The organism is Paraburkholderia hospita (assembly GCF_002902965.1).
Classification (GTDB): Bacteria; Pseudomonadota; Gammaproteobacteria; order Burkholderiales; family Burkholderiaceae; genus Paraburkholderia; species Paraburkholderia hospita.
In genome coordinates this window covers 33801-46158 of record NZ_CP026107.1, presented here as the reverse complement: position 1 = coordinate 46158, position 12358 = coordinate 33801, and the positions used below count along the sequence as shown (strand labels likewise).

The 12358-nt window shown below is 63.7% G+C and carries 13 protein-coding genes; 7 read left to right on the top strand and 6 right to left on the bottom strand.

Features of this window, described 5'->3' with window-relative positions; genetic code table 11:
* Positions 1 to 20 precede the first annotated feature (20 nt).
* Both C2L64_RS33380 and C2L64_RS33375 read right to left on the bottom strand, forming a co-directional pair.
* Entirely contained in the window at positions 21 to 1121 is a 1101-nt protein-coding gene (locus tag C2L64_RS33380) for an NAD(P)H-dependent flavin oxidoreductase (RefSeq protein WP_007580256.1), read from the bottom strand.
* 235 nt (positions 1122 to 1356) lie between these two features.
* Positions 1357 to 2106 carry a creatininase family protein gene (locus C2L64_RS33375; RefSeq protein ID WP_007580257.1) on the bottom strand — a complete coding sequence of 250 codons (750 nt, stop codon included), beginning with the start codon at positions 2104 to 2106 and terminating at the stop codon, positions 1357 to 1359.
* A 404-nt stretch (positions 2107 to 2510) separates the two neighbouring features.
* Here C2L64_RS33375 and C2L64_RS33370 point away from each other — a divergent pair, with 404 nt between their 5' ends.
* From C2L64_RS33370 to C2L64_RS33355, 4 genes are all read left to right on the top strand, one after another.
* Positions 2511 to 3851: an acetamidase/formamidase family protein gene (locus C2L64_RS33370; RefSeq protein WP_007580258.1), complete on the top strand. Its 1341-nt coding sequence runs from the start codon at positions 2511 to 2513 to the stop codon at positions 3849 to 3851.
* A 106-nt stretch (positions 3852 to 3957) separates the two neighbouring features.
* Positions 3958 to 4869: a LysR family transcriptional regulator gene (locus C2L64_RS33365; protein WP_007580259.1), complete on the top strand. Its 912-nt coding sequence runs from the start codon at positions 3958 to 3960 to the stop codon at positions 4867 to 4869.
* A gap of 34 nt (positions 4870 to 4903) precedes the next feature.
* Entirely contained in the window at positions 4904 to 5821 is a 918-nt protein-coding gene (locus C2L64_RS33360; RefSeq protein WP_007580260.1) for a LysR family transcriptional regulator, read from the top strand.
* 119 nt (positions 5822 to 5940) lie between these two features.
* On the top strand, positions 5941 to 6240 hold the full coding sequence (locus C2L64_RS33355) for a hypothetical protein (protein ID WP_007580261.1): 300 nt from the start codon (positions 5941 to 5943) through the stop codon (positions 6238 to 6240).
* Between the two features lie 13 nt (positions 6241 to 6253).
* Here C2L64_RS33355 and C2L64_RS33350 read toward each other — a convergent pair whose 3' ends face one another.
* From C2L64_RS33350 to C2L64_RS33335, 4 genes are all read right to left on the bottom strand, one after another.
* Positions 6254 to 6676 (bottom strand): BspC domain-containing protein, encoded by a 423-nt coding sequence (locus C2L64_RS33350; protein WP_039900248.1) that lies wholly within the window; start codon positions 6674 to 6676, stop codon positions 6254 to 6256.
* 129 nt (positions 6677 to 6805) lie between these two features.
* On the bottom strand, positions 6806 to 7228 hold the full coding sequence (locus C2L64_RS55120; protein WP_081498810.1) for a rubredoxin: 423 nt from the start codon (positions 7226 to 7228) through the stop codon (positions 6806 to 6808).
* Positions 7229 to 7791: 563 nt separating this feature from the next.
* Positions 7792 to 7992 carry a hypothetical protein gene (locus tag C2L64_RS33340; protein ID WP_007580266.1) on the bottom strand — a complete coding sequence of 67 codons (201 nt, stop codon included), beginning with the start codon at positions 7990 to 7992 and terminating at the stop codon, positions 7792 to 7794.
* A gap of 187 nt (positions 7993 to 8179) precedes the next feature.
* Entirely contained in the window at positions 8180 to 9232 is a 1053-nt protein-coding gene (locus tag C2L64_RS33335) for an FUSC family protein (RefSeq protein WP_007580268.1), read from the bottom strand.
* A gap of 120 nt (positions 9233 to 9352) precedes the next feature.
* Between C2L64_RS33335 and treF the strand changes: the two genes are divergently transcribed.
* From treF to C2L64_RS33320, 3 genes are all read left to right on the top strand, one after another.
* Positions 9353 to 11149, top strand: a complete 1797-nt coding sequence (treF, locus tag C2L64_RS33330; RefSeq protein WP_007580270.1) for an alpha,alpha-trehalase TreF — start codon at positions 9353 to 9355, stop codon at positions 11147 to 11149.
* Between the two features lie 184 nt (positions 11150 to 11333).
* The gene (locus C2L64_RS55115; RefSeq protein ID WP_039900250.1) at positions 11334 to 11573 is read left to right on the top strand and encodes a hypothetical protein; all 240 of its coding nucleotides are present in this window, start codon (positions 11334 to 11336) and stop codon (positions 11571 to 11573) included.
* 251 nt (positions 11574 to 11824) lie between these two features.
* Positions 11825 to 12301: a hypothetical protein gene (locus tag C2L64_RS33320; protein ID WP_007580274.1), complete on the top strand. Its 477-nt coding sequence runs from the start codon at positions 11825 to 11827 to the stop codon at positions 12299 to 12301.
* The last annotated feature ends 57 nt before the right edge of the window (positions 12302 to 12358 follow it).

Genomic DNA, 12358 nt, shown 5'->3' with positions numbered 1-12358 from the left:
CCGTTGCTTCTCTCTATGTGTCAGCGGGCGAACTGCTGCAATCGACGGATCGCTTCGTCGAGCTCCGCCTCGAGCCGCGCGACGAGTTCCGCAGCAGGCAGCGAACGCGCCAGCGCCGCTGCCTGGCCAGCCCATTGCGCGCCGAAGCCGAACTCGCCCTGCGCTTTCGCGGCCGCGTGCAGCGCCTTGCCTGCATCGTAGGTGACAGGGTAATCCGGCGTCGCAGGACGATCGGCCGCGCGGCCCAGTTCCGTGAAGCGGTTGACCATGCTACGCGCCAAACGGCCCGAAATCGCCGACGTCATCGTCGTGTGAAGCGCGGCATCGCCGAGAATCGCGCGACGGTAGCCGTCGTCGATCGACGTCTCCGGGCACGGCACGAACGCCGTTCCGAGTTGCGCGGCCTGTGCGCCGAGCGCGAGCACCGCGGCAATGCCGGCGCCGTCCATGATGCCGCCCGACGCGATAACGGGCAGATCGAATCTCTCCACGAGAAGACGGGTGAGCGCGAACGTGCCGAGGCCTTCATCGAAGGCTTGCGTGTCGAACATGCCGCGATGGCCGCCCGCTTCGACGCCCTGCGCGACGATCGCATCGACGCCCGCATCGACCACCTGCTGCGCTTCGTCCAGATTCGTCGCCGACGCCAGCAGCGTGATGCCCGCGTCCTTCAGCGCCTTGATGACTTCTTTCGACGGCAGGCCGAAATGGAAGCTCACGACGGCCGGCTTTTCCTCGACAAACACGTCGAGCATCGCTTTGTCTTCGACAAAGCTCGTGTAGATCTCGGCGAGCTTTTCAGGCGCGCGTGCGCCGTACTTCGCGAATTGCGGCGCGAGCCACGTCAGCCATTCCTGTTCGACTTTTGCATTGGCCGTGGCGGGCGCGTGGCAGAAGACGTTGATGTTGAACGGCGCGCTCGTCAACGCGCGCGTGTCGCGGATCGTCTTGCGCGCCGCGTCGGCTTTCATCGCGCCCACGCCGAGCGAGCCGAGGCCGCCCGCATTGGATACGGCGGCCGCCAGCGCCGGCGTGCTGACGCCTGCCATCGGCGCCTGAATGATTGGCTTACTGATGCCCAACAAACTCAACAGCGGCTTGCCTTCGGAACGAGTGCTCATGTCATGTCCTCATGAAAACGGTTAGCGCATGGACGCAGCCCGCAACCGGAAAGTGGCCGGACGACCCAAAGCCGCCTGGCTCCCATTGCAAACGCTCTCGCCATGCTATCTATACCTCAGATCATCTTTTTCGGCGGACGATGGGTCAACCATTAAGCGGGCAATTCACTCTTGAGTGCTGGGAACAGGTGAAAGGCGCGGCGAAACTCCGCGCCCGTCCCACGCATCAGCCGCATCAGCCGGGCAACGGCTCGTTGGCGAACGCGTTCAGTTCACGCACGAGGCTCGACGCCGCCAGCCGCACCAGTTCACCGCCCTTTTCCGGCGATGCCTGAGCCGGGTCCGAGCCCATGCGGCCATCCGGGTAGCGCGCGCGGAAATCCAGCGCTTCGCGAATCGGGCCGGACGGCGCGATTTTCGGCGAGTAGTCGGCGGATTTGATCGCGTCCGGGAAGGCCCACTGCGTGATCGCGATCTCGGACGGCGTAGCGTGAACGCCGTGTCCTTCGGGGAACTGCTCGCGCGCGAGTTCGCCGACGCCTTCCAGATCCCACCAGTTAGCCAGCTTCATCGCGAAACCTGCGTGACGCTTCGCGAAGCTCGCTTCGACATAGACCTCGGAAAACGCCGCCTCGATCGATGCGATGTTGCCGCCGTGGCCGTTCAGAAACAGGATCTTCTCGAAGCCATGCGCAGCCAGCGAGCGAATCCAGTCGCCAATTGCAGCGATGAACGTGGACGGCCGCAGTGAAATCGTGCCCGGAAAGCCGAGGTGATGCTGCGCCATGCCGATGTTGAACGTCGGCGCGACGAGGATATCAGCGGACTTTTGCGCTTCACGCGCGATGATCTCCGGGCACAGCCAGTCGGTGCCGAGCAGGCCCGTCGGACCATGCTGCTCGTTCGAACCGATGGGCACGACGATCGCGCGGCTTCGCTTCAGGTATTGCTCGATCTCGGCCCAAGTCGAAAGATGTAAAAGCATTGAAACTCCTGTTTTTTCTGCCTCGCGCCGCACGCGGCGTGGCGCGTTGATCGTGGGGAAATCCGGGGTCCGCTGCCGCAGGCGCGGGCGGCGAACCCTGATCCGCACAAGCGTACAGGCAAATCGGCACCCTCACCAACAGCAACCAGGTTCACGACTCGTTGTCCGCAAGGCAACGACATTTCGTGGGCCGACTATTGTCCAGCAGGCACCAATCCGGAAGATCGATTCCACGCGGGAAAAATGCCGCGGATACGCCCGATAGCGCGGCGTGCTTTCCACATATATCGCACGCGATTTTATCGCACAGGATTGACAAGCTGGAAACTCCGCGTATTATCAGACTCACCCGCTTTAATCGCATGCGATCTATATCGCACCCCACTTCCAGTCAGGAGACAAGATTGACGACCACGACCGCCCCCTCCGACGCACAGACCGTCAAGCCACCCGTCAGCCAGCTTCGCGTCGAATCCTATACGAACGGCATTCTCGGCCCGAGCCAGCCGATGCTCGGACCGCTCGCCGACGGCGGCACGCTGATCGCCGGCACCCCGCCCGGCTGCTGGGGCCCGATGATCACGCCCGCGTTCCAGGGCGGCCATGAAGTCACGCAGCCCGTCGCCATCGAAGGCGCGGAGGTCGGCGACGCCGTCGCGCTGAAAATCCAGCGCATGCGCGTGACGTCGCATGCCACGTCGTCCGGTGTGATGCAATTCGTCGAAGGGCGCTATCACGGCGATCCGTTCGTCGCCAAGTTCTGTTCGTCGTGCGGCACCGAGCACCCGGCCAGTCACGTCGAAGGCATCGGCCCCGAAGCGATTCGCTGCGACCATTGCGGCGCGGAAGTCAGCGCGTTCCAGTTCAAACACGGCTACGTCATCGTGTTTGACCAGGAAAACGGCGTGAGTCTCACGGTGAACCAGGAAGTCGGCGACCGGCTCGCGGGCAAGGCATCTGCGATGTCCGCGCTGCCCGAACTGGCCGCGCAGCATTCGATCCTGTCGCTGGCGCGCGCCGACATGCCCGGCCTCGCCGCGCACATGCGGCCGTTCCTCGGCAACATCGGCACGACGCCGTCGCGCGATCTGCCCGACTCGCACAACTGCGCGGACTTCGGACAATATCTGGTCGGTGCGCCGCACCGCTTCAACATGACGACGGAAGAGCTGCACAGCGCGAAGACCGATGGGCACATGGACACGAACTCGGTGCGCGAAGGCTGCATCGTGATTTGCCCCGTGAAAGTGCCGGGCGCAGGCGTCTATCTCGGCGACATGCACGCGCAACAGGGCAACGGCGAGATCGCCGGGCACGCAACGGATGTATCGGGCGAGACCGAGCTGAGCGTCGAGGTCATCAAGAACCTGACGCTCGAAGGACCGATCCTGCTGCAGAACCTTGACGACCTGCCGCCGATGGCGCGCCCGATGAGCGCCGACCAGCGCAAGAAGGTCGCCGAACTCGGCGCGCGCTGGGGCCAGCATCACATCGAAGAAAATGGGCCCGTGACGTTCATCGGCAGCGGCGTCAACCTCAATGAAGCGACCGAAAACGGACTGCGCCGCGCCGCCGCCGTCACCGGTCTGAGCTACGAGGAAGTGCTCAATCGCGCGACGATCGCTGGCTCGATCGAGATCAGCCGCTTGCCCGGCACGGTGCGTGTGACCATCCTTTGCCCGCTGGAAATTCTCGATCGGATCGGCATCGGGCATCTCGTCCGCGAGAAGTATCAGTTGGCTTGAGACCTGCTATCCTCTTCGGACACGCGGCGCGGCACCCTGCGCCGCTTCGCGTTGGGTGCCTAGACGGCGCCCAACGCGAACGACATCCGCCGATCACGGAAAGGACATGCAGCGTCAATTCGAAGACCTACTCCTTGGCAGCATCGAACTGTTCTGTTTCGCCGCCGAACTGGAAAGCTTCACGTTAGCGGCGACAGCTGCAAGCGTGACGCCCGCGGCCGTGAGCCGGTCGGTCGCGCGCCTGGAGGAACGGCTTGGCGTGCGGCTTTTCGTGCGCACGACACGGCAGATCAGACTCACCGACGCAGGAAGCCGTTACTTCGAGCAATGCCGTCTGGCGCTCGCCCAGCTCGCCGACGCCGAGCGCGAAGCGACGGGACAACAGAGTACGCCGTCAGGCGTGCTGCGCATCAGCATGCCGACGCCGTACAGCCACTATCGCGTGCTGCCGCTGCTCGCGGAATTTCGCAAGCTCTATCCCGACGTCACGGTCGAAACGCACCTGAGCAACCGCAACATCGATTTCGCCGACGAAGGCTTCGACCTCGCCATCCGGGGCCGCGCACCGGATGACTCCGGCCTGATTGCGCGCAAGCTCGAAGACGCCGAACTCGTGGTCGTCGCTTCGCCCGCCTATCTGAAGTCGGCGGCCAAGCTGGAGACACCCGACGATCTTATTCACCACGAATGCATCCAGTTCGCGCTGCCGAGCACGGGGCGCAACATTCCGTGGCTGTTCCAACATGAAGGCGAAGAGAGCGAATTGATGACGCGCGGCGGAAACAGCACGTCGGGTGATGTGCTCGCAGGCGCCACGCTCGCGCGACACGACGCCGGGCTTTTCCAGACCTATCGGTTCGTCGTCGAAAAAGACCTGAAGGATGGTACGTTGCGCGAAGTACTCACGCCGTTCGGCGGCCGCACAAGGCCGTTCGTGCTGCTGTATCCGCATGCGCGGCATCTGTCGTCGCGCGTGCGCGCCTTCGTCGACTTCCTCGTCGAAAAGCTCAGAGCCTGAAACGCTCACTCCGAATCTCCTCTCTTCCTCACTCATGCTGCCGAACGTCGATTCGATTGTTGCCCGTCTGCGGCTCAAGCAACTGCGTCTGCTGATCGCACTCGACGAGCACGGCTCGTTGCATCGCGCCGCCGATCAGATGGCGCTCACGCAACCGGGCGCGACCAAGGCGCTGCGCGAGATCGAAGCGACCTTCGGCGCGACGCTCTTCACGCGCTCGCAACAAGGCATCCAGCCGAACGAGCTGGGGCGTTGCGTGATCCGTTACGCGCGGCTGATTCATATGGACGTCGCGCATCTGCGCGAAGAGATGGAAGGCATCCTGCAAGGCTCGGGCGGCCGGCTCGCGGTGGGTGCGATCACGGGCGCCGTGTCGGGCGTGCTGGTCGACGCGTTGACGCGGCTGCGCGAGCGGCAGCCGACGTTGACCGTGGAAGTCGTCGAAGACACCAGCGCGCGGCTGCTGACGCTGCTCGATCAGGGGCGGCTCGATCTCGCGATCTGCCGCACGACCGTCGCGCAGCAACCCGATCACTACGACTATGTCGAACTGAGCGACGAGCCGCTGGCGATTGTCGCGAGCCCGATGCATCGACTGGCGAAGGCGCGCAAAGTGAAACTCGCCGATCTCGCGAAGAGCCGCTGGATCGTCTACCCGAGCATCATGCCGCTGCGCGGCCTGTTCGAGCGCGAATTCAAGGAAGCGGGGCTATCGGTGCCGTCCCATCCCATCGAGACGGCATCGACGATCACCACCGTGCTGATGTTGCAGCGCGACCCGACACTGGTTTCGCTGATGCCGCGCGATATGGCGGCGCTGCTTGCCGATCACGGCCTGGCCCGGCCGCTGGCGATCGAAGTGCGCTCGCGCACCGAGCCATACGGCATCGTGACGCGGCGCGGCTCCGTGCTTTCGCCTGCCGCCCGGCTGATGATCGACGAACTGACGTAGCGCGCGCCGGCGGGCCCGCCTTGCGTTGCCGTCGTTGCGTGACTAATATCAATTCATGGCGCGAACTCGCGCATCGTGCGCGAACGACACGCCGAGATCAGACCGGCAGCCCGTCGCAGATGAAATCGTACGTCGTACTGCTCGCAGTATGGATGGCCGCGTTCGGCACAGCCGGGGTCTATTCGGCTTACGCGGATGGCCCGGTTATCATCGCGCTCGCCAATCCGTCTTCCGACTTCGACTCACCCGCGTTCGAACCTGATCATCACGACCGGCACCGGTCGGGCACGCCGTCGCCTGCCATCATCCACGGTCCGTCGTATCTTTCCGCGTTGCGCGAGTACGATGTGCGTTCGCTGACGCGCAGGTTCTCATATGGCTCGCCATCGGATTTCAAGCTGAACAACCACGGCGATTGAGCCGCGCGCCTCGTCAGCGCACAACGGGCGTTTGCCCGTCGACCTGCTGCAACGACACGCCGACGACATGCTCATGCCAGACGCCGCACTGCGCGATCACTGGCATCCACGACTGCCGGTTACGAACGCGTGCGAACGCACGCATCGACACGGTCGATTCGACCGTTTGCGAACCGTTGTTGCCGGAAAAGAGGCCGCCATCTTCGTTGACTTTGGCCTTCAGCACGCGACGGTCCGGTGCGAGGAACATGTCATAACGTGAGGTAGTCCGAATCCAGCGGTCGAGCTCGGCGATGCAGTTGATGACTGTGGGTCGGACGTGAAGACGCGTGAGATATGCGTAGTCGTCGGGCACGTCGGTCTGGGATTGCGAGAATGCGCTCGTGCAGAACCAGACGAGACTGAAGACGCCCAATAGGGCAGTAATGCTTTTCATTAGGAAGCGGTGCCCGGAAGTGCAGATGTGTTGCAAACGTTCAAGGCGCGAGAGTATACCCGCTTCGCCGGATGGCTACCGTTTGCGTCGTCTGTGGGCTTTGCGCAGCGCTTCGCCAACAAGGCGCGATCAGAATTCGACGAGCGCGAAATCTTCCTTGCCAACATCGCACAGCGGACAGCGCCAGTCTTCCGGCACATCGGCCCATCGCGTGCCGGGCGCGATACCTTCTTCCGGCAAGCCGGCTGCTTCGTCGTAGACCCAGCCGCAGATCACACACACCCACTGCTTGAAGTCGTCGGCGGATGTCTGTGTCTGCGTGACGGCATTCGACCCCGCTGGCTCCGCAACGCCCGCGCTCTCGTCCTTGTCGAGCGAGACGACGAGCGGCGCAGGCCGCTCAGCGGCCGGTGTGTCGAGATAGCGTTGCAGCGCCTGATGAAGCTCGACGGCTTCGTTGTGGTTCAGATCGATCCAGAAGGGATCGCCCGCGCCATCGTTGAGGCGATCGGGTGAAAACTGGAGTTCGACGGCAGTGGCTTTCGTGTACATGTGAAGTGATAGCTGGACGAGCGCATGCAGCCGCTCGCCGCGTAGCGGCTGTATCGGCCGCCGCGCTCAGAAAAAGTGACGCAGCAGCGCGCTGCACAGCGCGGCAGCGATACCGATCAGACCGAGGGTTTCGAGAAGCGTCAGCGAACGGCGAGCGTTGGCACGATTAGGTGTCGACATGGGCTTAAACGGAAAAATTGACGGATTGACCGAAGCGTTGCATCCGGTCCGAAAAAAACGCGAGCCCGGATTTTAAACGCTCATTCGCCCAGTAGCTTTCTTTTCGCTGTCGGCTTGCGCGGATCGAGGTGTTTCATGCGGGAAGATTGACTTGCGTTGCGAGCCTGAATTATCGCTCGCGCGAAGGCCGTCATTCACTCTTCGTGGTTGATAGAGTCTTTCGCCGTCGGCGGGTTATTGGTGTCTGCGATGCACTCAATGTTCGCGCTCAGTGCCCGATGGCGAGCGCCTACGACGCGCCGCGGGCACCTACATGGCCCACAGCGCGCGGTGCAAATCGACGGTCGATCCGCGACAGATGCAAGAGAGGCGCAGCCGCCGCTTCACTGACCGACAGGCGCGCAATCGCCGCGGCTCTGGCAATTGCTTTGCCGCTTTGCTTCCTGCGGATCGTTGCCCGTATCGTGCACGCGGTAGTCGGCGCGATAGTAGTCGGCGTTCTGATCGATCTTCGCGAACGACGCCACGGGCGCGGCAAGACCCGCCAGACCCGCGACAGCAAGAACAAACGCAAGGGTCTTCATTGTTCACCTCCTTGTTTGATCGTTGCGACAACAATCGACTGCGAGCGAGGCGCGATGGTTTGCAAACGTTGATGGCGGGCGTGATCCGATTCGTCAGTCGTTTGCGTGCGACGAACTATCCGGCCTCATCGAAAAGAATAGTCGCTGCCTCGTCCCGTTGTTAGTTTTGGTGAGGCATAGCGAACATTTACGGCGCCTTCGTTTTTCCCGTGGGCGTCAACACCTGCACGAGCCCGTCCGTGTCCTTGACGATCAACGCCATCACGAGTTCGATGCCCGGCGCGGGCGTCGCGTTTGCGCCATCCACACGCTCGTTGACCCGCTTGAGCAACGGGTCGAGTGTCGTGCGCGCGTCCTGCAACTTTGGCTTGTTCAACGGAATAGCGCCGACCGCATCGGCGAGCTGCGACAACGCGCGCGGCACCGCCGACCACGCCTGATCGAGATGCGGCACTTCGTCGCCCACGCATGTATGCGCGAGCGCCTGGCCGAACACCAGCACGTCCCGATGCAAGCGGCTCAGAAACGGCGGCACCTTGTCGATCGCGTCGGAACTGCCGCGCAGGATCGGCACGAACACATGCTCGCGCCCCGCCTCTTGCAATGCGTCCGCAAGCGCTGTTTGCGCGGCGAGGCTGCGCTGCTCGAGACGCGCCATCTGCGCGTCATCCCGCGAGAACGCAAGCTTGTGCTCGATCATCTGGGCAAGCGTCTCCAGACATTCGCGCGCGTTCCGATGCGCGCCCTTCAACGCGCGGTTCGGCCACATCACTGTTGCGACGAACGCAGCCGCCGCGCCGATCAGAATTTCCGCCACGCGATGCGCTGGCCGCACGAACGCCGAGCCGCCGTCGCCCGGCACGAGCACCACGATCACCAGCGTCACGCACGCGAGCCGCAAGCCCGGCCGCGCAGCGGCCAGCGCCGCCAATGGCAGCAGCGCGACGGAGAACACCGTCAGCGGCTCGATGCCGCGATCCATCACGACCAGCCCGATCCCGCCCACGATCCCGCCGATACACGCGCCGATAATCTGGTCGCGTGCGGTCGTAATGGCCTGCGTAAGACTCGGTTGCGTCACGACGATCATCGTCGTGATCAATGCCCAATAGCCTTCGGGCAATCCCGCCAGCCTCGCGGCGCCGTAGCTGAGCACGCAACCCGACAGCGTGCGTCCGAAGCGGCGCGCTTCGGGCGCGCGTATCAGGTTCGTGAACCAGTCTTGCTGTTGAACGGTCATTCGGGTGTTTCCATCAAAACGCATGAAACGCGGGTTGGGCGAGCGCTATTTGCGCTCATTGGGGAACATGCAGTGCTCTCGTGACTCCCTTGTAGTCGAAAGCCCTTACTCAGGAGCGTCATGCCGATGCAGCAAGCCCATGCCCGCCGCATTCTCTCGACTACCCTCTGTGCCGCCGCGCTGCTCGTCGGTTATATGCAGCCAGGCGCCGCGCAAACGCCAGCGGCCAATCAGGCTGGCATTAACGCCACCGCATCGCCCGTCGTGCCCGTGCCGCCGTCCGAGCTATACGGCGCGCTGTATCGCGATGTCGAACTCGCGCATCTCTACCCGGACAGCAAGACCTTCGCCGACATGGTGCCGAACGCGCCCCCGCAACAGATCGTCGCCGATTATGCCAGGCAGAAGGACAAAGCGCAGTTCGCACTGAAATCGTTCGTCGAACAGCGCTTTACGCTGCCCGCGCGCGAAACGAAGAACTACGTGTCCGACCCGAACCAGAGCATCACGGCGCACATCGACACGCTCTGGTCCGTGCTGCGGCGCGACCCCGATGCCAGCGCGAGCCCGTGGTCGTCGCTGCTGCCGCTGCCGTATCCGTACATCGTGCCCGGCGACCGCTTCGACGAAATTTACTACTGGGACTCGTACTTCATCATGCTTGGACTGAGGCAAAGCGGACGCGAAGATCTGCTGAAGAACGAACTCGACAACTTCGCGATCTTGATCGACCGGTACGGCCATATTCCGAACGGCAATCGCACGTATTATCTGAGCCGCTCGCAGCCGCCGTTCTTCGCGCAGATGGTGCGTCTCGCAGCCGATCGCGAAGGCGATCAGGTCTATCTGCGCTGTCTGCCCCAGTTGCGCAAAGAATACGCGTACTGGATGGACGGCCACGACAAGATCGCGGCCGGCAGCGCCTACCGGCATCTCGTGCGCCTGCCCGACGGCACGCTCCTGAACCGCTATTGGGACGAGCGCGCCACGCCGCGCGACGAATCGTATCGGGAAGATGTCGCCACCGCGCAAGCGACGCCGCAGCGCAACGCCGAAGACCTGTGGCGCAATCTGCGCGCGGGCGGCGAAACCGGCTGGGACTTCAGCTCGCGCTGGTTCGCCGACGGCAAGACGCTGGCGACGATCGAAGTCACGTCGGTGATTCCCGTCGATCTGAACTGTCTGCTCGTCGATCTCGAACGCACGCTGGCCAAAGCGTATCGCGTGCAGGGCGACGCTTCGCACGCGGAAAATCTCGAACAGCGCGCCGCCGCACGCGCCGATGCGATCCGCCGCGTGCTGTGGGACCCGCAACTCAACGCCTTCGGCGACTACGATTTCGTCGCGCACCGGCTCACGCACCGGCTGAGCGCGGCGACTGTCTATCCGCTGTACGCGGGCGTCGCGACGAAAGCGCAGGCCGCCGCGGTGGCGGCGACCGTCCGCGCTCGCCTGCTGCGTCCCGGCGGCCTCGCGACCACGACGGTCAACACGGGCCAGCAATGGGACGAGCCGAACGGCTGGGCGCCCCTGCAATATCTCGCCGTGACGGGCTTGCGGCGCTACGGTCACGCGGACCTCGCGCAGCAGATCGCCACGCGCTGGATCGGCACGAACGTCAGGTACTACCAGCACACGGGCAAGCTGGTCGAGAAGTACGACGTCGATGCCAAGGCGGGTACAACGGCGGCAGGCGGCGGCGAATATCCGTTGCAGGACGGCTTTGGCTGGACCAACGGCGTGCTGCGCACCCTGATGGCGATGTATCCCGGCGCGGCAGGCCCGTCGACACGCCCCGCCGATGTGCCTGCGGGTGCGGCGGGCGTATCGGAAGCGGCCTCGGCTGCGGCCGCCGCGCCGAAAACGACGCATCGTCTACGCGCGACGCCTGCGCCGTCATCTTCGCCCGCGCCCTGATGCGCGAACGCCGCCGAAGCGCCGTCTAACTGCTTGTTACGAAACTCGCACACATGTTGCACCTTTGGCATGGGCCGCCACGTACACTGCGCTCACAGTATCCAGCGCGATTCGATGCACGACGCTATTGAAATCGGGCGCGCTGGCGCAACATCGGTTCGATCAAAACAAACGGGGTATCAGCATGACCGCTTTCGGGAAAGCCACACTCGCCGCCGCAACGCTCTTTCTTGCCATCAGCGGGACGGCGCATGCGGCGGGCTGCATCAAAGGCGCCGTGGTTGGCGGCGTCGCGGGACATGACGCGGGCCATCACGCCGTGGTTGGCGCGGTGGGCGGTTGCATCGTCGGGCGGCATCTTGCGAAAAAGCACGCCGACGAACAGGCCGCGCAACGTCAGGCCATTCACGCCCAGTACCAGTAATGCCGGCAAGCCTGCGTACGTCGCTCGAAATGGCCTTCGCGATTTAAGTCTGTCTTAATTGTCCCGGCTCATTATTCGTTCGCAGGCTTGTCGTTGGATCCCTGCCGACGGGAGTTGCGCCTCAGCGCTGACTTCCGTCCCATGTAACACCAATCATCCCCTGTAGTGCCGCCAGAGCATCGGCGGCACCTTTTTCCTGGCGACCACAAGGCCCCCGCCCGCACAGGAAACGAAGATAAGAGGTACATCACATGTCGAACAAGTCGAGAAGCCGCAAACAGACCCGTCACGCTCCCGCCATGTCGCCGTTGCTGCGCGCGCTGACCTTCAGCCGCGCCGCACACGAGCCGATCACACGGGCCATGCTGTTGCAAGCCTATGCAAGTCTCGACGCGTTCCGCCGCGGACAAGGCTCGCGCGAGCTGTTCACGACGCTCGGCCGGCAACTGCTCATTGCGGAAGAACTCAGCCGCATCGGCCACCTGCCCGAAGCGATCGACGATATCGCCGAAGCGCAGATCGCGATGACCGAGATCGACGGCGCTGAAAAGGTGCGCGGCGAGTGGACGGTCGAAGGCGACAACTACGCTTGGCTGACCATCGCGCTCGACGCGTTCGACCGACAGCTCGCCGTTGCTTCGCTGGAAGATATCGCCAAGGCCGAAGCGCGGATGATCGAAGGGCTGATGCGCACCGAGCAGGAATTCGCGCACCCCCTCGCCGCCTGAGCACACGACATGGCGCGCCGCCGTTTCAGGCGGCGCGATGTAAAGCGGAAGCCGCGA